The following is a 22,039-nucleotide window of genomic DNA, read 5'->3' on the forward strand; positions in this document are numbered from 1 at the left end:
GGCTAATCAGCTCTCCAGCCAGACGTCCCGCGCCCAGTGCCACACCGATTCCCAGGATTCTTCGGTGATCAGCTCTTCTTCGCCGGACCACAGCACCACGGTGCCGTCTTCTTCGACGCAGTAGTAGTTGTCGCCGTCCTGGCAGATCGGGATCAGGTCGCGCGGTACGCCGATGTCCCAGGCGTTGGCCGCCACGTCCGGCAGATAGGTGTGCGATTGCGGGTCGGTGACGGTCACCGGCTCGAGGCTGCCGTACACCACGTCACTGACGGTCAGCAGAAACTCTTTGAAGACGAATGGGATGTTGATGAAGAGTTCTTCTTCGATTTCTACCAATTGGTCTTCGTCGGGCAATTCCAGGGGAACCGGTACGGGTTCGTTGGCTTCGCGCAGTTGTTCGATGATTTCTTCCACGTCCGGGATCCTCTTGCTTGAATGGCGCGGTTTATATGGGCCGGTTTATACAGTAGCTCGCTATAGATGCAACCGTGAAATAGAAAACCCCGGCCGAGGCCGGGGTTTTTATTACCACATGCGTAACGCGATGGGGATCAGCCGTTCTGGCGGATACCGGCCACCAGCCAAGGCTGGTTTTCGCCCTGTGGACGTTCCATGTTCCAGCTTTCGCTGAACACTTCGCCCTGGTCGAAACGCGAGGTCTTCGACACACCGCTGAAGGTCAGGGTGGCGATGGTCTTGTCGGCGCGATCATCCACGCCGTCCAGTTGAACCTGCAGGTTTTCGATGTAAGTCGACTGGAAGCCGTCGCCCAGATCCGCACGCTCACGCTTGAGGAAGTCGAGCATTTGCGGGGTCACGAACTCAGCAATCTTGTCCATTTCGTTGGCGTCCCAGTGCTGCTGCAGCGCCTGGAAGTGGCTGCGCGCGGCGGCAAGGAAGTTCTGCTCGTTGAACCAGGCCGGTGCGTTGATCACCGGACGAGCGGCAACCGGCGCGGCCGAACCACCGAAGATCGAACCCATGGCAGCAGGCTTCTGCTCGAATACTTCACGCTGCATCGGCGCGCCGGCCGGAGCCAGGTGCTCCTGCTGCTTGCGTCGACGAGCGGCGATGAAGCGGAAGATCACGAACGCGATCACGGCCATGATCAGGATGTCGAAGATCTGCATGCCCTGGAAGCCGCCGCCCATGAACATGGAAGCGAGCAGGCCACCGGCGGCGATACCGGCCAGAGGGCCGAGCCATTTCGAAGCGCCGCCAGCCTTGGCAGCGGCACCGGCAGCGCCGGCAGCACCAGCGGTCGCTGCTGCGCCGCCCATGCCTGGGGAAGAAGGAGCCATCTGGCTGGTCTGGTGCGTCGGCGCAGCGCCGGCGCTTTTGCCACCACCAAAGCGCTTGGCGTTGGCGTCGAGGCTCATCGTCAGGCCGATGCACAACGCCATGGCGATGCTAAGAAAACGTTTCATAAAGGGAATTCCCGTTTGTGGAGACACGCGCGCCATGTTGCACAGCTGAAGTGTTACTGGCTAGCGAGAGAGTGTTTCGGGCTTTTGCCTGACAGGTTATGTTCAGCTCCGTCGAAGCAATAAGGCCATGTACTTTTGTCTGTAGGAAAATGGGATAGGTTCAGCGGGAAACTTGCTTATCGACGCAACGCCAGCAGCACCACACCGGCGGTGATCAGGCCGATGCCGCCCCATTGGCGCAAGTCGAGTTTCTCGCCCAGCAGGATCACGCCGAGCACCGCCACCAGTACCACGCTGAGTTTGTCCACTGGTGCAACCAGCGAGGCCGGGCCGACTTTCAGCGCGCGGAAGTAGCACAGCCACGACGCGCCGGTACCCAGACCGGACAACAGCAGGAACAGATAGCTCTTGGCGGAAATCGATCCCAATGACTGATATTGGCCCGTCGCGTACAAAATCAAGGCCAGACTGACCAGGACCACGATGGTGCGCAGCAGGGTGGCGAAGTCGGAATTGACGTTTTCGATGCCGATCTTGGCGAAGATCGCCGTCAGCGCGGCGAAAGTCGCCGAGAGCAGGGCCCAGAATGTCCAGGAAGAAAAGAAGCCTGAGCCCATGGAAATGTCCTTTGATCAACCAGCCGACACAAAGCCTTGTAGGAGTGAGCCTGCTCGCGATGAGGGCGTGTCAGACAACAAAGATATTGAATGACAAATCGCTATCGCGAGCAGGCTCACTCCTACAGAAGCAATCGAGCGAGGCGTTAAATGGCTTCCAGCTTGGCGTACCCCAGCATCAGCCACTTGCTGCCTTCGCTGAAGTTCACCTGCACCCGCGCCTGCGCGCCGGCGCCTTCGAAGTTGAGGATCACGCCGTCGCCGAAGATCGAGTGACGCACCGCCTGACCCAGGCTGAAGCCGGTTTCCGGAATCTCGCTGCCGCTGAACAGGTTGCTGCCGCTCATCGACTGGTTGCCGCCGAACGGTCGGCTGACGCTGTTCGACAGGCGTACTTCCTGAATCAGACCCTTCGGCACTTCACGGACGAAACGCGAGACCTTGTTGTAGGTTTCGCTGCCGTACAGGCGTCGGGTTTCAGCATAGGTCATCACCAGGTTCTGCATGGCCCGGGTGATGCCGACGTAGGCCAGACGACGTTCTTCTTCAAGGCGACCCGGTTCTTCCAGGCTCATCTTGTGCGGGAACAGACCTTCTTCCATGCCCACCAGGAACACGTAAGGGAATTCCAGGCCCTTGGCGCTGTGCAGGGTCATCAATTGAATGCTGTCTTCGTGTTCGTCGGCCTGAGTGTCGCCGGCTTCCAGCGAAGCGTGGCCGAGGAACGCCGCCAGCGGCGTCAGCTCTTCGTCTTCTTCGGTGTTCTCGAAGTTGCGCGCGGCGCTGACCAGCTCCTCAAGGTTTTCTACCCGGGCCTGGCCTTTCTCGCCTTTTTCCGCTTCGTGATAGGCGATCAGCCCCGATTGCTCGATGACGGTCTGGGTCATCAGATGCAGCGGCATCTCCATGCACTTGGCGGCAAGGTTCTCGATCAGCTCGATAAACGCACCCAAGGCGCCGGCAGCACGACCGGTCAGGCCTTTATTGGCGACCAGTTGGCGCATCGCTTCCCACATCGACACATCGCTGTGGCGTGCATGGTCGCGGATCGCTTCGACGGTTTTCTCGCCAATACCACGGGCCGGGACGTTGATCACCCGCTCCAGTGCGGCATCGTTGCCACGGCCTTCGAGCAAACGCAGGTAGGCCATGGCGTTTTTGATTTCCGCGCGTTCGAAGAAGCGCTGGCCGCCATAGATGCGGTACGGAATGCGCTCGCGCAGCAAGGCTTCTTCCAAAACGCGCGATTGGGCGTTGGAGCGGTAGAGAATTGCGATATCGCTGCGGGCCAGGCCGGTTTTCAGCGCGCTTTCGATGGTTTCGACAACGTAGCGCGCTTCGTCGTGTTCGTTGAACGCGGCGTACAGGTTGATCGCTTCGCCGTCGCCGCCGTCGGTCCACAGCTCTTTGCCGAGACGCCCGGTGTTGTTGGCGATCAGGGCGTTGGCGGCCTTGAGGATGCCGGCGGTGGAGCGGTAGTTCTGCTCCAGACGAATGGTCACCGAGTCCGGGAAGTCTGAGGAGTACTGATGGATGTTCTCGATTTTCGCCCCACGCCAGCCGTAGATCGACTGGTCGTCGTCGCCGACCACCATCAGGCTGTCGCCGCCCTTGCCGAGCAGACGCAACCAGGCGTACTGCACGGCGTTGGTGTCCTGGAATTCGTCGACGAGGATATGGCGGAAGCGCTTCTGATAGTGCGCCAGCAGGCCCGGATGGTCGCGCCACAGGTCGAGCGCGCGCAGCAGCAGTTCGGAGAAGTCGATCACGCCGGCGCGCTGGCAGGCAGCCTCGTAGGCCTCATAGATGCCGCGCATGGTCGCCAGGTACAAGTCGCCGCTGGCCTGAATGTGTTGCGGACGCAGACCTTCGTCTTTCTGCCCGTTGATGAACCACTGGGCCTGACGGGCCGGCCAGCGCTGTTCGTCCAGCCCCAGCTCGCGGATCACCCGCTTGACCAGCCGCTGCTGGTCGTCGCTGTCGAGAATCTGGAAAGTCTGGCTCAAGCCCGCTTCCTGCCAGTGCGCCCGCAGCAAGCGGTGCGCCAGGCCGTGGAAGGTGCCGACCCACATGCCGGCCGGGTTGATACCCAGCAACTGCTCGATGCGATGACGCATCTCGGCAGCGGCCTTGTTGGTGAAGGTCACCGACAGAATGGAGTGGGGCGAGGCGTTTTCGACCTGGATCAACCAGGCGATACGGTGCACCAGCACTCGGGTTTTACCGGAGCCGGCACCGGCCAGGACCAACTGACGGCCAACGGGGGCTGCTACGGCCTGGCGTTGGGCATCGTTGAGGGAGTTCAGCAGAAGGGAGAGATCATCGCGCATCGGGGCATTCTAGGGTGCGCCGCAGGCCCGGGCAAACCGAGCTTTGCATTAGCCGATGAAAGTGCCGCCAATGACGACCGGTCGGTCACTGGCTACAGGCTTCGGCCCGCCTCGCTCTGCGGGTTTTGTCGGCGCTGCGGGGGCGAAAAGTTTCGCTGAAATTATGATCTGGAGCAGTTTGGCAACTGGATCGGCTTGTGTATGCTCCGTGCACATTTCGGGCGCATGCCCGTCCTAATAAGAACAAGAACGTTGCCCATGACCCTCAGCTCCGAACTGTCGGGCCCCTCTGTGGAACCCCGGGTTATCCGCAAACACTACGCCACCGAGATGGCGGTCGAACGCACGCGTCTGCTTTATCAGGGCTCATTGCTGCCCACACTCTTCATGTTGATCAATGGTCTGGTCTGCGCCGGTTTGCTCTGGAGCCCACAGCGCTATTTCGTGGTCAGCATCTGGCTGGTCTGGCTGCTGTCGCTGGTGGCGCTGCGGGTGATTCAGGTCGCGGCCTTCGATTCGGCGATTCCCGATCGTCAGGCTCAGCCGATCTGGTTCCGCATGTTCCTGCTCGGTTCGACCATGACCGGCCTGACGCTCGCCGGGGCCGGTATTGCATTGGTGCCCGCCGACAATTTCATGCAACAGGCCTGGGTCTTCGGCCTGATCGGTGCTGCGACATTGTCGGCCAGTGTTGCCTACGCGGTCAGTCTGCCGGCGTTTCTTTCCTTCGCCTTGCCGTGCCTGCTGCCGGCGATCGGTTACCTGTTCTGGGGTGGTGATGAACTGGCGCGCGGTTGGGGCTGGCTCGGGCTGATCCTGCTGGGCTCGCTCAGCGTAGTGGCGTGGCAAGTCAATCGGCTGATTGATCGCGGCCTGCTGCGGCGCTTTCAGAACCAACACCTCATCGAACACTTGCAGCGGGCACAGAGTCGCAGCGAACAGCTCAATCAGGAACTGGGCAAAGAGATCGAACAGCGGCGCTGCGCCGAGGGCCAGTTGCGCGAGGCTCAGGTCGAACTGGAAGATCGCGTGGCCCTGCGCAGCCGTGAACTGGATGTGGCCAGCCAGGCACTCATCAAAAGCGAAGCCCGTCTGGCCTTGGCGTTAAAGGCCAGTGAGCTGGGGTTGTGGGACTGGAACCTGCAAACCGACGAAGTCCATCACACGCAGATCCAGGAACTGTTCGGCCTCGCGCCGGAGTACGTCACGGCGCTCCTGCGCGACCTCAAGCCCCGTCTGCACCCCGAGGACGTGCCGTCGCTCAAGCAGGCGCTGATCGAACACCTGAAAGGGCGCACCGAGGACTATCAGATCGAATACCGCGTGCGCCACGGCGACGGCCATTGGGTGTGGATCGAGGACCGCGGTCGCGCCGTGGAGCGCAGTGACAGTGGGCGGGTGATCCGCATGGTCGGTACCCGGCGCGACATCAGCGCGAGCAAAAGTCTTGAAGAACAGCAGCGACTGGCGGCCACGGTGTTCGAAGCGGCCAGCGAAGGCATCGTCATTCTCGATCCGAACTACGCGCTGATCGCGATCAATCAGGCGTTCAGTCGTGTCACCGGTTATGACATCGACGACATGCTCGGGCGCAATGTCGTCGAGCTGCCGTGCAGTCGTGATGCGCGGCGGCATTACGTCTCGATCCGTCACGCACTGGAGCAGCACGGCAGCTGGCAGGGCGAACTGGTGGAAACCCGCAAGAACGGCGAGCTGTATCCGCAGTGGCTGCAACTCAACGCGGTGCGCGACAGTCGGGGAAACGTCAGCCATATCGTCGGCTTCTTCGCCGATCTTTCGGCGCGGCGCGAATCCGAAGAGCGCATGCGCTTCCTGACGCACTACGATGAACTGACCGGGCTGGCCAACCGCTCGCTGTTCCGCGAACGCCTGCACGAAGCCCATCAGCGCGTGCGTCAGGGCGGGCGCCGCAGTCTGGCGCTGCTGCACATCAATCTGGATCGCTTCAAGCTGCTCAACGACAGCCTCGGTCACGAGGTGGCGGATCAGCTATTGCAGAAAATGGCTCGACGGCTGGTCAATGCGTTGCCGGAGGCCGACACCATCGCGCGGCTCTCCGGCGACGAATTTGCCGTGCTGTTCGATGCCTACGGCAACCTGTCGAGCCTGGCGCGGGTCGCCACGCGTCTGTCGAGCAAGCTGCGTCTGCCGTTGACGATCGAAGGGCATGAGCTGGTGGTCAGTGCCTCGATGGGCATCAGCATGCTGCCGGACAACGCCCGGGAGATTTCCGCGCTGGTCAGTCAATCGAACATGGCCATGCAACACGCCAAGCATCTGGGCGGCAACAATTTCCAGTTCTACACCGACAGCCTGCAGGCCAGCACCCTTGAGCGTCTGCAACTGGAGAACCAGTTGCGCAAAGCCATCGAAGACAAGCAGCTCAAGGTGTTCTACCAGCCGAAGCTGTGCCTGCAGACCGGGCGCCTGAATGCGGCGGAAGCGCTGGTGCGCTGGGATCACCCAAGCATGGGCCGGGTGCCGCCGGGGGACTTCATCGGTCTGGCCGAGGAAACCGGACTGATCGGCCCGATCGGCGAATTTGTGCTGCGCCAGGCCTGCTGGCAGGCGTGCGAATGGCAGCGCCAGGGGCTGGAGCCGATTCGGGTATCGGTGAACCTGTCGGTGCATCAACTGCGTCAGGGCAAACTGGTCAGTCTGGTGCGCCAGGTGCTGGAGGAAACCGGGCTGGCGCCGCACTACCTCGAACTGGAACTCACCGAGAGCCAGTTGCTCGACAGTGTCGAACACATCATCGCGACCTTCCAGCAGTTGCGCGATCTGGGGGTGAAGCTGGCAATCGATGACTTCGGCACCGGCTATTCGTCGCTGAGTTATCTCAAGCGGATTCCGGTGGATTACGTGAAGATCGATCAGGCATTCATTCGCGGACTGGGGCAGGGCAGCGAGGATGCGGCGATCACTCGGGCGATCATCGCCATGGCCCATGGGCTGTCGTTGAAAGTGGTCGCCGAAGGTGTCGAGCGGCAGGAGCAGCTGGAGTTTTTACGTGCTGAACGCTGCGACGAGGTGCAGGGGTATCTGATCAGTCGTCCAGTGGAGGCCGACCGTCTGGCCGGGCTTTTGCGCGAACAGGGAAATTCGTTTTAAGGGCTACATGCAGTCCATCGCGCCTGATACGGGGACATGGAGTTACGCATTGAGCAGGCAAAAAGCCAATTCATGTAGTATAACTACAAGCGTGCTACATCCTTGCCCATAAGAAGAGTCCAGCCCCTTGAATCTGCTGCAACACATCGCCCAGTCACGTCACCTGTTACGCAAGTCGGAGCTCAAGGTCGCCGACCACGTGCTGCTTGACCCTGCGGCCGTGATGCACAGTTCCATGGCCGACCTGGCTCACAGCGTCGGCATCAGCGAGCCGACCATCGTGCGTTTCTGCCGGGCCATCGGCTGCTCCGGGTTTCAGGATCTCAAGCTCAAACTGGCGCAAAGCCTGGCCGCCGGTGCCAGTTTCGGTCAGTTCGCGATCCATGAAGACGACTCGGTCGCCGACTACAGTCTGAAAATTTTCGACACCACGTTGCACACCTTGATGGAGGTTCGCGAGAAGCTCGATCCGGTGGAATTGCAGCGCGCGGTGACGCTGATGTCTCAGGCGCAGCGTGTCGAGTTCTACGGCTTTGGTGCGTCGGGCGCGGTGGCGGCGGATGCGCAGCACAAGTTCTTCCGTTTGCTGCTGACGGCGGCGGCGTATTCCGACCCGCACATGCAGGCGATGTCGGCGGTGACGCTGAAGCCGACTGACGTGGCGATCTGCATTTCCCAGTCCGGGCGCTCCAAGGATCTGCTGATCACCGCCAACCTGGTTCGCGAGAGCGGCGCATCGTTGATCACCCTGTGCCCGAGCCAGACACCGCTGGCTGAGCTGTCGACCGTCAACCTGGCGATCGATGTGCATGAAGACACCGAAATCTATACGCCGCTGACCTCGCGCATCGCCCATCTGGTGGTGATCGACGTGCTGGCCATGGGCGTGGCCATGGCGCGCGGGCCGAGCCTGGTCAATCACCTGAAGAGCGTGAAGCGCAGTCTGCGCAGCTTGCGGCTGTCCCCGAAAGCTGCAAAAGCGCTGGATGACTGAAGCCTGCTTTTGTGGCGAGGGAGCTTGCTCCCGATGGGGCGCGCAGCGGCCCTGAAAGGCCGGGCCTGCTTCGCAGTCCAGCGGGAGCAAGCTCCCTCGCCACAATGAAACGCAATCGGCAAACTTTCATCGCACTGTCATCCCCGCGCAGCCAAACCGTCATCCCCCACGCCTATCGTGAAACTCCCGTACTCGCCTTGGGAGACTCGAAATGGCTCAGCCCTACGAAGAACGCAACAGCGCCGCGAAAACCCGCCGTCAACAGGAAGACCAACGTCGCATGGAATTCCGTCGCGCCATCGAAGATCGTTTCGAACTCCGTCAGCTTCAGAGCGAAATCAACGATTTTCCCGAGGACATCGAACTCAACTACTGGCAGGCAGCACCGGCAGCTTCCCGTCGAAGCGCTCAACCAGCGCGCTGATCTGCACGCGTTCGCTGCGGATAAACGCCAGGAAGGCGTGCGCCACCGGTGACAGCCGTTTGGCCTTGGCTTGCACCAGGCACCAGCTGCGAAACAGCGGCAACTCTTCGACCGGCAGCTCGACCAGGCCGCCGGTTGCCAGCTCCAGGTTCAGGGCGTGGCGCGTCAACAGCGCCAGGCCCAGACCCGCCACCACGCATTCGCGCTGGGCTTCGGCCGAGGCCACTTCCTGAGTCTGGGTGAAGTGCACGCGTTTCTCTTTGAAGTATTCCTCGCAGGCCAGTCGCGTCCCGGAGCCGGGTTCACGGATCAGCAACGTGTAAGGCTCGAGATCCTGCAAACGCAGCGGCCCCATGTGCGCCAACGGATGATCCGGGCGCGCCACAGCGACGATCGGGTTGTTGAGAAACGGCAGAAATTCCAGGCCCATGTCCTGCGGCACCATCGACATGATCACCAGGTCGTCGCGGTTGTCCGAAAGACGACGAATCACCTGGCCGCGGTTGACCACGGTCAGTTGCAGGTTCACTTCCGGGTGCTGGCGCTTGAAGGCGGCGAACAGGTGCGGCACGAAGTATTTGGCGCTGGATTCCACTGCCAGTTTCAGCTGGCCCTGCAGCGAGCCCTGCATGTCCGAGAGCTGCATATCGAGGTTTTCCAGGCGCCCGAAGATGTCCCTGCTGGCACGCTGCAGGGCCTCGGCAGCCTCGGTCATGTAGAGTTTTTTGCCGACATAATCGAATAATGGCTGGCCGATCAGCTCTTCAAGCTGACGAATCTGTAGGCTGACGGCCGGTTGTGTGAGAGACATTTCATCGGCGGCGCGGCTGTAGGAACGTAAATCACACACTTCGTTGAAGATTTGCAATTGGCGTAATGTCATACGCATCAAGGACTTACGCATTTTTTATGGGCTCTGACGGCAGGCTGGTGGTTTAACTATAAGTCTTTGCTTATGCCTGACCCAATTTTTATTCATTTTTGTTAATCCCTTGCGAGGGCTAGTGTGGGGTCGCGACCAGATTGAAACATTTGGTCACGCGTCGACCTGGGTCTAGCAGGTCGTGGTGCCACCGGCTCAAGGGAATTTCCAAGTGATAAAAAAGATCCTGATCGCCAACCGTGGTGAGATTGCCGTACGAATCGTGCGGGCCTGCGCCGAGATGGGCATTCGCTCGGTAGCGATTTTTTCCGACGCCGACCGCCATGCCTTGCATGTGAAGCGTGCGGACGAAGCCCACAGCATCGGTGCCGAGCCACTGGCCGGTTACCTCAACCCGCGCAAGCTGGTGAATCTGGCGGTGGAAACCGGTTGCGATGCATTGCACCCCGGTTACGGCTTTCTCTCGGAAAATGCCGAGTTGGCAGACATCTGCGCCGAACGCGGAATCAAATTCATCGGCCCGTCGGCAGAAGTCATTCGCCGCATGGGCGACAAGACCGAAGCCCGCCGCAGCATGATCAAGGCCGGTGTGCCGGTCACCCCGGGCACTGAAGGCAACGTGTCGGGTATCGAAGAAGCCCTGACCGAGGGTGACCGCATCGGTTATCCGGTGATGCTCAAGGCCACCTCCGGTGGTGGCGGGCGCGGCATTCGTCGCTGCAACAGCCGCGAAGAACTCGAACAGAACTTCCCTCGGGTGATTTCCGAAGCGACCAAGGCGTTCGGTTCGGCGGAAGTGTTCCTGGAAAAATGTATCGTCAATCCCAAGCACATCGAAGCGCAGATCCTCGGCGACAGCTTCGGCAACGTGGTGCACCTGTTCGAGCGTGACTGCTCGATCCAGCGCCGCAACCAGAAGCTGATCGAGATCGCCCCTAGCCCGCAACTGACCCCGGAACAGCGCGCCTACATCGGCGACCTGTCGGTGCGCGCAGCCAAGGCCGTGGGTTACGAGAACGCCGGCACCGTGGAGTTCCTGCTCGCCGAGGGCGAGGTGTATTTCATGGAGATGAACACCCGAGTGCAGGTGGAGCACACCATCACCGAAGAAATCACCGGGATCGACATCGTTCGTGAGCAGATCCGCATCGCCTCCGGCCTGCCGCTGTCGGTTAAGCAGGAAGACATCCAGCACCGTGGTTTCGCGTTGCAGTTCCGCATCAACGCCGAAGACCCGAAAAACAACTTCCTGCCAAGCTTCGGCAAGATCACCCGCTACTACGCCCCCGGCGGTCCGGGCGTGCGCACCGACACGGCGATCTACACCGGGTACACCATTCCGCCGTTCTACGATTCGATGTGCCTGAAACTGGTGGTCTGGGCGTTGACCTGGGAAGAGGCGATGGACCGGGGCCTGCGCGCCCTCGACGACATGCGTCTGCAAGGCGTGAAAACCACCGCCGCGTACTACCAGGAAATCCTGCGCAATCCGGAATTCCGTAGCGGCCAGTTCAATACCAGCTTCGTTGAAAGCCACCCGGAACTGACCAACTACTCGATCAAGCGCAAACCCGAAGAGCTGGCCCTGGCCATCGCCGCCGCCATCGCCGCCCACGCAGGCCTGTGAGGAATACAACAATGACCAAGAAAATTTTCGTAACCGACACCATCCTGCGCGACGCCCACCAATCGCTGCTCGCCACCCGCATGCGCACTGAAGACATGCTGCCGATCTGCGACAAGCTCGACAAAGTCGGCTACTGGTCGCTGGAGTGCTGGGGCGGCGCGACGTTCGACGCCTGCGTACGTTTCCTCAAAGAAGACCCGTGGGAACGCCTGCGCCAACTGCGCGCCGCGCTGCCTAACACCCGTCTGCAAATGCTCCTGCGCGGGCAGAACCTGCTGGGCTACCGCCACTACAGCGATGACGTGGTCAAAGCCTTCGTTGCCAAGGCCGCGGTCAACGGCATCGATGTGTTCCGCATCTTCGACGCGATGAACGACGTGCGTAACCTGCGCGTAGCCATCGAAGCGGTGAAGGCTGCGGGCAAACACGCCCAGGGCACCATCGCCTACACCACCAGCCCGGTGCACACCATCGACGCGTTTGTGGCGCAAGCCAAGCAGATGGAAGCCATGGGCTGCGACTCGGTCGCGATCAAGGACATGGCCGGTCTGCTGACCCCATACGCCACCGGTGAACTGGTCCGTGCGTTGAAAGCCGAGCAGTCGCTGCCGGTGTTCATCCACTCGCACGACACGGCGGGTCTGGCGGCGATGTGCCAATTGAAAGCCATTGAAAACGGTGCCGACCACATCGACACCGCGATCTCCAGCTTCGCCTCGGGCACCAGCCATCCGGGCACCGAGTCGATGGTTGCAGCGCTTAAAGGCACCGAATACGACACCGGTCTGAACCTGGAACTGCTGCAGGAAATCGGTCTGTACTTCTACGCCGTGCGCAAGAAGTACCACCAGTTCGAAAGCGAGTTCACCGCCGTCGATACCCGCGTGCAAGTCAACCAGGTGCCGGGCGGGATGATCTCCAACCTCGCCAACCAGTTGAAAGAGCAGGGCGCGCTGAACCGCATGGGCGAAGTCCTGGCGGAAATCCCGCGGGTGCGTGAAGACCTTGGTTTCCCGCCACTGGTGACCCCGACTTCGCAGATCGTCGGCACCCAGGCGTTCTTCAACGTGCTGGCCGGCGAGCGCTACAAGACCATCACCAACGAAGTGAAGCTGTACCTGCAAGGCGGCTACGGCAAGGCGCCGGGCGTGGTCAACGAGAAGTTGCGTCGTCAGGCCATCGGCAGCGAAGAGGTGATCGACGTACGTCCGGCCGATCTGCTCAAGCCGGAAATGACCAAGCTGCGTGCCGACATCGGCGCACTGGCCAAGTCCGAAGAAGACGTGCTGACTTTCGCCATGTTCCCGGACATCGGGCGCAAGTTCCTCGAAGAGCGTGCCGCCGGCACCCTGACCCCGGAAGTGCTGTTGCCGATTCCTGAAGCCGGCAAGGTCGCCTCAGCGGGTGGCGAAGGCGTACCGACCGAGTTCGTCATCGACGTCCACGGCGAAACCTACCGCGTCGACATCACCGGGGTTGGCGTGAAGGCCGAAGGCAAGCGTCACTTCTACCTGTCCATCGACGGCATGCCGGAAGAAGTGGTGTTCGAACCGCTCAACGAGTTCGTTAGCGGTGGCAGCAGCAAGCGTAAACAGGCGTCTGCGCCGGGCCACGTCAGCACCACCATGCCGGGCAACATCGTCGATGTGCTGGTCAAGGAGGGCGACACCGTCAAGGCCGGCCAGGCGGTGCTGATCACCGAAGCGATGAAGATGGAAACCGAAGTCCAGGCGGCGATTGCCGGCAAGGTCACGGCCATTCACGTTGCCAAGGGTGACCGAGTGAATCCTGGCGAAATCCTGATCGAGATCGAAGGCTGAGATAACTGCCGCGATCCAACGCTTTAAACCTCGGGGGGGCATGTGCTCCCCTTTTTTTTGCCTGCAATTTACCGTCCTCTGTAGGAGCTGCCGCAGGCTGCGATCTTTTGATCTTCAAGAGCAAAGTCAAAAGATCGCAGCCTGCGGCAGCTCCTACACAAGCGCGTTGTGTCAGAACGCCATTCGCCACTGGCCTGTCACGCCGTAACTGCGGCTGTCGTTGCCGGCCTCGCCAGTGAGGCCAATGCCCAAGGTGTTGCGGGCGGACAGAGTCAGATCCACACCCGCATCCAGCGTAAAGCTGTTGCGATCCATCTCGGCTCCGGTGACTTCAAAGCTTTTGCCACCCCTGACCAGTTGCTGGCGCGTTTCGTTGTCGAGCTCACCGTAGGTGTGTTTTACGCTCGCGCTCAGGCGCGGCGTCAGCTGCATGCCATTGGACAGGTGGCTGGTGTTCGCCATGCGCAGGCCGAGGGTGCTGCTCGGATTCGCCCGCGTTTGCCCGTGAACCTTGAGTGCCGCATCGCCACCTTTTTCGATGTAGCCGTCACGCTGGTAGCGTTGATAACCCACGCTGGCGAACGGTTCGATGCTGACGTTGCCACGACCGAGGTCGTAGCCGACTTCGGCAAAGACCTGCTGGGTACTGGCGTCATAGCTGCTCTTGAGCCGATCACTGAAACCATTGAAGTCGACGCGACGTTTGCCGTTGCCGTCATGATGGCCGTACGAGGCACCCAGGCGCAGGGCGAACGGGCCTTCCTGCCGCAGCGCGTAGGCGCCGAGGTGCCAACTGTCGAGATCGCCGTCGAAGTGTCGGGCGTCGAAGTGGGTCTGCGCTTTTGCGCCCATCAGGCCGACATGCCATTGCTCGTCGAGTCGCCAGTCGGCGCCCATTATCAGACCTTGGGTGGAATGCTTCAGGACACTGTCGGCGTCACGATCGACCTTGCCGCCGTGCCCCAGCGCTTGCAGCCAGACCCGCCCGTTGCCTTCGCCGCCAGCCGCCAGACGCGGCGCATTCCCCGATCCTTGCGCAGCATTACGGTTGTCCAGTTGATGCATCGCCGAGAGCATGCTGGCGCTGACCGGATTGACGCTGCTCAATGTGGCTTTGGCGAGATTGGCGTTGCTGCCGGCGGCGAGTTGGTCGAGGGCGATGACGGTGGCGGTCTGATCGGCGGTCTGCAGGGCCTCGACCGCCGCATTGTCCGGGGCAGCTATTTGCCGGGCGGGCTCAGGTGCCGGGGCTGGCAGAGTCTCTGGCTTTTTCGCCTGAACCGGATCGGGCGAGGAGGCTGGTTTTTGAATGCTTTTTTTGATCGCACTGCCGTTTTCTGTCGGGACGATTTTCTTCGGCGGAGCCTCACCCGGCGGATGGCCTGGCGCCACAGGCGTCTGCGCTCGGTCGGCGGCTTTTTCTGGAAGCGGATCGCTCTTTTCTGCCGTTTCCCCAGCGTCCATCGGCTTCGGCGTAACGGGCTTTTCCGTCTTCTTGCGCGGCTTCTTGGGCTTCACCTCGGCGTTGACCTGAGGTTCCGTTTGCTCGGCCAATGAAAACTCTACGCACCCGACAGCCAATGCAACGGCCAGGACCAGATGTTGAAGCTTGTAGGTGTGAATGGGCATGCAGTTGGTCTCTCGAAGAATGAGACCAAACTCTAAAAGTCGATGCCGGTGCGCCGATGCCGGGCGATTCCGAGCAGAGTGCAGGTTTTGCGGGCTGGTTGTGTAGCCGGGTCACTGGCAAGTTTCGAATCTGCCTCGTTTACCCGACTGTCCAGACGCCTTTGCCTACAACACCTGCTGAAGTATCGATTGGCGAAATCTCAGAAACTCATCTGCCACTGCCCGATCAACCCATGGTTGCGACTGTTGTTGCCGATCTCGCCGCTGTAGCCGACGCCCAATGTTTGCCGGGCGGAAATCCCCAGATCCAGTCCGGCTTCGAGCACCAGACTGTCGCGATCCAGCGAACTGCCATCGACGTTGAATGCGCTGCCGCCGACCACGAATGCCTGACGCGTCGAGCTGCTGACATCGCCGTAGGTGTGTTTCCAGCCAGCGGCCATGCGCGGGGTCAGGCTCATGCCGTTGTCGAGGCTGTTCAGGTGCGCCAGGCGCAGGCCGAAGGTGCTGCTGAAGTTGTCCTGGGTCTGGCTGTCGACGTCGAGTGCGGCGGCGCCACCCTTTTCCTGGTAACGGTCGCGGTGGTAGCGCTGGTAGCCGAGGCTGGCGAACGGCTCGGCGCTGAGGCGGCCGCTGCCCATGGCGTAGCCGAGTTCGGCGAAGGCTTGCTGGCTGTCGGCGTCGTAATCGCCTTTGGGCCGATCACTGAAACCATTGAACGCCACCGTGCGTTTGCTTTCGCCCTGATGGCCACTGTAGGCGGCGCCGAGGCGCAGGGAGTACGGGCCGCTCTGGCGCAGTGCGTAGACGCCGGCGTGCCAGCTCTCGACGTTGCCATCGACGCCGGTCGCGTCCAGATCAGTCTTCGAATAACCGCCGAGTACGCCGAGGCGCCACTGCGGATTCAGTGCCCAGTCGGCACCCAGTACGCTGCCCTTGGTGCGTTGCTCCAGGCCGCTGTTGCCGTGCTCGCCGTCGAGCTTGCCGTAGCCGCCGATGGCTTGCAGCCACAGGCGTCCGCGCGCGTTCGGATCATTCAGATTGCGCGCTTCCGAGGGTACGCCGTTGGCCGCCAGCACCGGGGTGTCGCGTTGATCAAGGCCAACCATCAACCCCGGGCTGCCGCCCATTTGCTGCATCGCCGACAGCATGCTGTTGCCCACCTGGCTGCTGGCGCCGAGCGTGGCGCTGGTCAGATTGGCGTTGCTGGCGCCGGCCAGTTGTTCGATCGCCGCGCCGGCCGTGCTTTGGGTGGTGTTGAGCAAGGCGTTGTACAGCGCGTTGTTTTTGCCCATCGTGGCCAGGCTGTTGGCCGCGTGGCTGCCGTTGCCGGTCGCCGCGAACTGATTGAAGGCCACGTCATTGCGGGTGTAGGTCAGGTCGACTTGTGTCGGTGTATAGGCCAGTGTCGGCGTGAGGAACGCGTAGTGGCTGGTGACGTTGCCGAAGGTGCCGTTGACGTTGGCGGCTTGCAGCACGGTGTAATGGCTCTGCCACGGATAAGTGCCGCTGCCGGGGTTCACCGCCAGGGTCGCACCATTGAGGCTGGCGGTGCCGCCGACCTGAACCGGGGCGCTGCTGCCATCGGCGTTGACGCCGTAGACGAGGGTCGAGCCGCTGCCCATGTTCAAGTCATGGACGATGGTTGCGCGACCCAGGCCGGTGTCGGTACGCAGCGTGCCGTTGACGTTGAGATTGCCCACCGAGCCGCCACCGGCATACACACCGCCGGCGTCTACGGTCAGGCTGCCGGCAATGCCGCCCTGGTTGATCAGGGTCGCGCCATTGCGCACCGCGCCGCCATCGCTGAAATCGCCGCTGCCGGTGAGTGTCCACGCACCTTGCCTGACCTCCAGCCATTCGAAATTGCGGCTGGCGCCGAAGCTGCCGCCCGCCGCATCGTCCATCACCACCCGGTCGTACCCGCTGCCGCCATCGACCACGCCGACGAAGCGACTGCCGTTACGCAGGGTCAGGCTGTCGTTGCCGCCACCGAGGTCGAGTGCCAGGCCGTTGCTGCCGCTGATGGTGCCGCCGTTGATCACGTTGTCGGCGAATTCGCCGACGAACTTCACGCCGAAGCCGTCGAGGCCTTGAATGGTGCCGTAGTTCTCCAGGGTGGTGGCTCCCAGCCCCGAACCACCGCTGCCGTCGTCCACCAGAATCGCGCTGTTGGCGCCGCTGATCAGTGCGTTGCTCGCGTTGAGAATGTAGCCGCCGCCGAGGGCGATGCCTTCACTGCCGTTGGCGAATCCGCCCTTGTCCACGCCACCCGCACCGACGCCCTGAATGGTGCCGTAGTTTTCGATGTGGGCGATCTTGTCGATGTCCACGCCATCACCGTCACCGTTCGCCTGCAAGCCTGAGTAAGTACCGGTGATGGTGCCGTGGTTGATCACCGTGCCATCGCCGTCGGAACCGAATCCGGAACCATTGCGACCGGTGATCTGCCCATAGTTGACCAGCGTCGCACCGAGGTCGGTGGTGATGCCATGGCGGCCGCCGGAAATCACCCCGTAGTTGGTCACGCTGACACCGCTGGCCGAGTCGATGTCGATGCCATCAAACTTCTCATCGGCGTTGTGCGAGTCGCCGGTGGAGATCTCGCCGTAGTTGGTAATCGTCGCGTTGGCGCCGGTCTTCATGCCGTCGCTGGCATCGCCACGAATCAGTCCGCCAGCGCGGTTGATGAGGGTGGTTTTGACGCCGTCGCTGCGCAGCGCATCGAGGTCCAGGCCCTGGCCGGTGGTCGAGCGAATCACGCCGCTGTTGTCGATCAACAGACTGCCACTGACGAAGTTGCTGTCGATACGCAAAGCGTCATTGGCGCCGAGAATCTGCCCGCCGCTGCGGTTGAAGATCTGGTAATTGCGCGCCTGGGTCAGGTCACCACTGCTGTCGATGGCCCGGCCACCGCTGGAAACGATTTTGCCCGCGTTATCGATCACCACACCGGCGCCGCTGGTGCCGTCCTTCAGGCTCACCGCCTTGCCGCTGTTGGTGATGCTGCCCGGTGCCGAGATCGTCAGCGTGTCACTGCCGCCAAGGGTTTGCGCGGCAGTAGTGGCAGTGTCGATCTGTACGGTCTTGCCGTGGGCGGTGCCGGCGGTGATCAGCAGAACGGCAGCAAGGGACAAGCGCTGAGGCGGGAAGGTCATGGACGGACGGCCTTTTGTTATAAGCGGGCCGTTCTGTATAGCGATGGGTTTTTACAAAATGATGTCTGTTGTCGGATCAGCTCAGCTACGCCGCACATAAGCCTTGCCGTAATGCCGCTCCATTCGCGCCTGAATCAACTCCAGCCCAATCGACATCAGCCAGTAAATGATCGCCGCCGTGGTCAGCATCTCGATGTAGCGGTAGCTCGAGCGGCCGTAGGACTGCGCCAGAAACATCACTTCCCAGACGCCCATCACCGAGATCAGTGACGAGTCCTTGAGCATCGAGATGAACTGGTTGGTGGTCGGCGGGATGATCGTGCGCATCGCCTGGGGCAGGGTGATGCGCCAGAAGATCACGCTCTCGCGCATGCCCAGCGCCAGTGAAGCTTCGCGTTGGCCGTAGGGCACGCCGAGGATGCCGGCGCGGAAAATCTCGCTGAGGTAGGCGCCATAGTTGAGTGACAGGGCAATGATCCCCGCCACCACCGCGCCGGGTACGACACCCAGTTGCGGCAGGCCGAGGTAGATCAGCAGGATCTGGATCAGCAGCGGCGTGCCGCGAAAGAACGAGGTGTAGAAACTGGCGATACCGAACGCCACGGCGCTTTTCGACAGGCGCGCGAGGGCGGTGACGAAGCCCAGCAAGGACGAGGCGACGATGGCGCACGCGCAGAGAAACAGGGTCAGTGCCGCACCCTGCAGAAAGCCGTTGGGCGCCAGGTGCACGCCGAGCAGATTCGGCAGCTTGTCGAGGATGATCGAGAGCTTCAAATCGAAGCTCAGGAAAAACCCGGCGAACAGGCTGAACATCGCCGCCCATGTCAGGTACAGGCGCGTGCGGAAACCGAACAGCCGTTGCAGGCGCGATTCAGCCACCGGTTGTGGCGGCTGTGGAGGTGTCGGGAAGGCAGTCATTGGCTGATGTCGGCGCCGATCCATTTCTGCGACAGCTTGCTCAGCGTGCCGTCCTGCTTGAGTTGCGCAAACACCTCGCGCACTTTGGCGTCCCACTGGGCGTCACCCTTTTCGATGGCCACCGAGTTCGGCTCCGAGTACAGCGGCGCGCCAGCCAGTTTGAAGCGCTGGTCCTGATTCAGGCGCGGCTGCGCGGTCACCAGGTTGGTGAGGATGGCGTCCAGGCGCACACCGGCGCCCAGGCCCAGGTCCTGGAAGGCAACGTTGTCGGTATCGTACGGAGCGATCTGCACATCTTCGAACGGGTATTCCAAGTGCGTGTCTTCGGCGCCTTCGATGACCAGATTCTTGTTCAGATAACTTTCGTAGCTGCTGGCGCTGGTCAGGCCGACTTTCTTGCCGCTCAGGTCCTTGGCGCCGTGGATGCGATCGTCCTTGGCGTTGACCACGATCACGGCAGGCGAGGCGTAGTACTCGACCGGGAAATCGAACACTTCGGCGCGGGCCTTGCTCGGCGTCATGGAGCAGATGCAGATGTCATAGCGCCCGCTCCAGCGGCCGGCCGCAATGACGTCCCAGGACGGCGTTTCGAGGCGCAGCTTGACCCCCAGCTTGTCCGCGACGGCTTTGGCGACGTCCACGTCGAAGCCGTCGAGCTGGTTTTGCTCATTGAGAAACGAGAAGGGTGGGTAGCTTTCCATCAGCACGCCGACCAGTTCTTTTTTCTGTTCGACGCGATCGAGTGTGGCGCCGCCGAAGGCTTGAGTGGACGCGGCCAGAATCGTCAGGCCCAGGGCCAGTAGCGGTTGAAATTTCACAGTCGACACCTGAAAAAAAGGGGTTGTTATTAACCGGATGGTGCGTATTAAATAGTTATAAGAACTACTCTGGTAGTGAGTAATTTTCATAAGCATATGAGCGAAAAGCATATGGGCACAGCAAGCACGGTAATTCTCGATGGCGGCATGGGCCGTGAGTTGCAGCGCGCCGGGGCGCCGTTTCGGCAGCCCGAGTGGTCGGCGCTGGCCCTGATCGAAGCGCCGCAAGCGGTCGAAGCGGTGCACGCCGCCTACATCGCCAGCGGGGCCGATGTAATCACCAGCAACAGCTATGCGGTTGTGCCGTTTCACATCGGCGAGGCGCGGTTTGCTGCTGAAGGGCAGGCACTCGCGGCGTTGGCCGGAGAACTGGCGCAGCGTGCGGTGCAGGCGTCGGGCAAAGCGGTGCGGGTGGCCGGTTCGTTGCCGCCGCTGTTCGGCTCCTATCGCCCGGACCTGTTCGAAGCAGCGCGGGTGAACGAGTTGCTGGCGCCACTGGTGACCGGCCTGGCGCCGCATGTCGACCTGTGGCTGGCGGAGACCCAGAGCTCGATCATCGAGGCGCGTTCCATCCGCGCCGGTCTGCCGCAGGACGGCAAGCCGTTCTGGCTGTCGTTTACTTTGAAGGATGAAGACACCGATGAGGTGCCGCGCCTGCGTTCCGGTGAATCAGTGGCAGAAGCGGCAGCCGTGGCGGCCGAGTTGGGCGTCGAGACGCTGCTGTTCAACTGCAGCCAGCCGGAGGTGATCGGGGCGGCGATTGATGCGGCGCGCGCCACCTTCGAACGCCTGGGCGTGCAGATTCACATCGGCGCGTATGCCAATGCGTTCCCACCGCAACCCAAAGAGGCGACCGCCAACGACGGCCTCGACCCGTTGCGCGACGATCTGGATCCGCCGGGGTATCTGCACTGGGCGCAGGATTGGCAGCAGCGCGGTGCCAGCCATTTGGGCGGCTGCTGCGGGATCGGCCCGGAACACATTGCGGTGCTGGCGCAAAAGCTGGGGTAAAAAGCAGATCAAAAGATCGCAGCCTGCGGCAGCTCCTACATGGGATTGACGTTCACCTCTGCAGGAGCTGCCGAAGGTTCGGGCCGCGATCGGACGATCTTTTGCTTTGACGATTTAACTACGGCACTCGACCAAACCTTTGAGTTGCCCGGTCGGCGTCTGGTTGGCATCGCTCAACCACTGCTCGAAACCTGCTGCAATCGCCGGCCACTCCGAATCCACAATCGAATACCACGCGGTATCGCGGTTCTGTCCCTTGACCACCATGTGCTGGCGGAACACGCCTTCGAAGCTGAAGCCCAAGCGTTCGGCGGCGTATTTGGAGCGGGCGTTGCCGTTGTTGCACTTCCATTCCAGGCGCCGGTAGCCCTGTTCGAAGGCATATTTGGCCAGCAGGTAAACCGCTTCGGTGCTCTTCGGCGAGCGTTGCATCGGCGCGCCGAAGGTCACGTGGCCGATCTCGATACGCCCCTGCGCCGGGACGATCGACATCAGGCTGAGGATGCCCTGCACCTGACCTGTGACGCGGTCGATGACGCTGAAGAAATACGGGTCGCTGCTGGCCGCATGGTTGTTCAGCCAGTCATTGAAAACGCTGCGCTGCGGGAACGGCCCATAGGGCAAATAATCCCAGAGCTTCGGGTCGGCGCCGGGGCCTTCGAGGGCGTTGAACAGATCATCGGCATGGCGCGCCGGGTCGAGGCGTTCCAGACGGATGAAGCGGCCTTCGAGCAAGGTCGCAGTGGGGGCGGGAACGCCTTTCCAGTCGGCAAGTGCAGTGGTCATGTACGCGGCTCCTTAAATGGCTTTGCGAAACTGGATGAATCCGGGGCGTTCGGCGATGCGCTCGTAGAGCTGGATCGCGGTGGCATTGGTTTCGTGAGTCAGCCAATGCACCTTGCAGCAACCGTCGGCCTTGGCGGTGGCGTAAACGTGTTCGATCAGCAAGCGACCGACGCCGGTGCCACGGGTCTCTGGCGCCACCAGCAGGTCCTGCAGGTAGCAGGAGTTTTCGATGCTCCAGTTCGAACGGTGGTAGATGAAATGCACCATGCCCACCGCTTTGCCATTGGCCCAGGCGAGGGCGGCGTGGGTCGGCTCGCTCGGGTCGAGGAAACGCTGCCAGGTGCTGTGGCTGACGGCGTCCGGCAATTCGCTGTTGTAGAAGCGCAGGTAGGCTTGCCACAGAGGCAGCCAGGCGGCGTGGTCGCCGGCAGTCACCGGGCGGATGTCGATCTGACTCATGCTGAT

The 22,039-nt window shown here is 61.7% G+C and carries 17 protein-coding genes; 6 read left to right on the forward strand and 11 right to left on the reverse strand.

The features are described from left to right. Nucleotides 1-6: 6 nt before the first annotated feature. The 4 genes from JFU48_RS07400 to uvrD form a co-directional block, all read right to left on the reverse strand. Nucleotides 7-414 carry an SMI1/KNR4 family protein gene (locus tag JFU48_RS07400; RefSeq protein ID WP_047596914.1) on the reverse strand — a complete coding sequence of 136 codons (408 nt, stop codon included), beginning with the start codon at nt 412-414 and terminating at the stop codon, nt 7-9. Nucleotides 415-551: 137 nt separating this feature from the next. Further along, complete coding sequence (locus JFU48_RS07405) at nt 552-1,427, reverse strand: Tim44 domain-containing protein (protein ID WP_003229688.1); 876 nt, start codon at nt 1,425-1,427, stop codon at nt 552-554. Between the two features lie 176 nt (nt 1,428-1,603). Continuing rightward, nucleotides 1,604-2,044: an EamA family transporter gene (locus JFU48_RS07410; RefSeq protein WP_003229686.1), complete on the reverse strand. Its 441-nt coding sequence runs from the start codon at nt 2,042-2,044 to the stop codon at nt 1,604-1,606. Nucleotides 2,045-2,190: 146 nt separating this feature from the next. Next, a complete protein-coding gene (gene uvrD / locus JFU48_RS07415) occupies nt 2,191-4,374 on the reverse strand; it encodes a DNA helicase II (RefSeq protein ID WP_003229685.1) in 2,184 nt (727 codons plus the stop codon). Between the two features lie 258 nt (nt 4,375-4,632). Here uvrD and JFU48_RS07420 point away from each other — a divergent pair, with 258 nt between their 5' ends. The 3 genes from JFU48_RS07420 (at nt 4,633) to JFU48_RS07430 (ending at nt 8,924) form a co-directional block, all read left to right on the forward strand. Continuing rightward, nucleotides 4,633-7,506 carry a putative bifunctional diguanylate cyclase/phosphodiesterase gene (locus JFU48_RS07420; RefSeq protein WP_201136205.1) on the forward strand — a complete coding sequence of 958 codons (2,874 nt, stop codon included), beginning with the start codon at nt 4,633-4,635 and terminating at the stop codon, nt 7,504-7,506. Nucleotides 7,507-7,633: 127 nt separating this feature from the next. Further along, the gene (gene hexR, locus JFU48_RS07425; RefSeq protein ID WP_007912071.1) at nt 7,634-8,500 is read left to right on the forward strand and encodes a transcriptional regulator HexR; all 867 of its coding nucleotides are present in this window, start codon (nt 7,634-7,636) and stop codon (nt 8,498-8,500) included. Nucleotides 8,501-8,711: 211 nt separating this feature from the next. Further along, on the forward strand, nt 8,712-8,924 hold the full coding sequence (locus JFU48_RS07430) for a PA3496 family putative envelope integrity protein (protein ID WP_003229681.1): 213 nt from the start codon (nt 8,712-8,714) through the stop codon (nt 8,922-8,924). Here JFU48_RS07430 and JFU48_RS07435 read toward each other — a convergent pair. Continuing rightward, nucleotides 8,866-9,828: a LysR family transcriptional regulator gene (locus tag JFU48_RS07435; protein WP_045122685.1), complete on the reverse strand. Its 963-nt coding sequence runs from the start codon at nt 9,826-9,828 to the stop codon at nt 8,866-8,868. The two genes, JFU48_RS07430 and JFU48_RS07435, sit on opposite strands and share 59 nt — an antisense overlap. Before the next feature lie 190 nt (nt 9,829-10,018). Between JFU48_RS07435 and JFU48_RS07440 the strand changes: the two genes are divergently transcribed. Both JFU48_RS07440 and oadA read left to right on the forward strand, forming a co-directional pair. Next, complete coding sequence (locus tag JFU48_RS07440) at nt 10,019-11,434, forward strand: acetyl-CoA carboxylase biotin carboxylase subunit (RefSeq protein WP_027610345.1); 1,416 nt, start codon at nt 10,019-10,021, stop codon at nt 11,432-11,434. A gap of 11 nt (nt 11,435-11,445) precedes the next feature. Continuing rightward, a complete protein-coding gene (gene oadA / locus JFU48_RS07445) occupies nt 11,446-13,254 on the forward strand; it encodes a sodium-extruding oxaloacetate decarboxylase subunit alpha (protein ID WP_103484036.1) in 1,809 nt (602 codons plus the stop codon). 171 nt (nt 13,255-13,425) lie between these two features. Here the strand turns inward: oadA and JFU48_RS07450 are convergent, their stop codons facing one another. The 4 genes from JFU48_RS07450 to JFU48_RS07465 form a co-directional block, all read right to left on the reverse strand. Then, nucleotides 13,426-14,808 carry an autotransporter outer membrane beta-barrel domain-containing protein gene (locus JFU48_RS07450; protein WP_242486624.1) on the reverse strand — a complete coding sequence of 461 codons (1,383 nt, stop codon included), beginning with the start codon at nt 14,806-14,808 and terminating at the stop codon, nt 13,426-13,428. A gap of 275 nt (nt 14,809-15,083) precedes the next feature. Further along, complete coding sequence (locus tag JFU48_RS07455) at nt 15,084-18,041, reverse strand: autotransporter outer membrane beta-barrel domain-containing protein (RefSeq protein ID WP_201136207.1); 2,958 nt, start codon at nt 18,039-18,041, stop codon at nt 15,084-15,086. Nucleotides 18,042-18,122: 81 nt separating this feature from the next. Then, on the reverse strand, nt 18,123-18,959 hold the full coding sequence (locus JFU48_RS07460; RefSeq protein ID WP_003229672.1) for an amino acid ABC transporter permease: 837 nt from the start codon (nt 18,957-18,959) through the stop codon (nt 18,123-18,125). Further along, on the reverse strand, nt 18,956-19,777 hold the full coding sequence (locus tag JFU48_RS07465) for a transporter substrate-binding domain-containing protein (RefSeq protein ID WP_201136208.1): 822 nt from the start codon (nt 19,775-19,777) through the stop codon (nt 18,956-18,958). The genes JFU48_RS07460 and JFU48_RS07465 overlap by 4 nt, the downstream gene beginning before the upstream one ends. A gap of 111 nt (nt 19,778-19,888) precedes the next feature. Between JFU48_RS07465 and JFU48_RS07470 the strand changes: the two genes are divergently transcribed. Then, nucleotides 19,889-20,788 (forward strand): homocysteine S-methyltransferase family protein, encoded by a 900-nt coding sequence (locus JFU48_RS07470; RefSeq protein WP_201136209.1) that lies wholly within the window; start codon nt 19,889-19,891, stop codon nt 20,786-20,788. Between the two features lie 114 nt (nt 20,789-20,902). Here the strand turns inward: JFU48_RS07470 and JFU48_RS07475 are convergent, their stop codons facing one another. Beyond that, nucleotides 20,903-21,574, reverse strand: a complete 672-nt coding sequence (locus tag JFU48_RS07475; protein WP_201136210.1) for a GNAT family N-acetyltransferase — start codon at nt 21,572-21,574, stop codon at nt 20,903-20,905. 12 nt (nt 21,575-21,586) lie between these two features. After that, complete coding sequence (locus JFU48_RS07480; protein ID WP_201136211.1) at nt 21,587-22,033, reverse strand: GNAT family N-acetyltransferase; 447 nt, start codon at nt 22,031-22,033, stop codon at nt 21,587-21,589. Nucleotides 22,034-22,039: the final 6 nt, after the last annotated feature.

The organism is Pseudomonas sp. TH49, assembly GCF_016650625.1.
Classification (GTDB): domain Bacteria; phylum Pseudomonadota; class Gammaproteobacteria; order Pseudomonadales; family Pseudomonadaceae; genus Aquipseudomonas; species Aquipseudomonas fluorescens_H.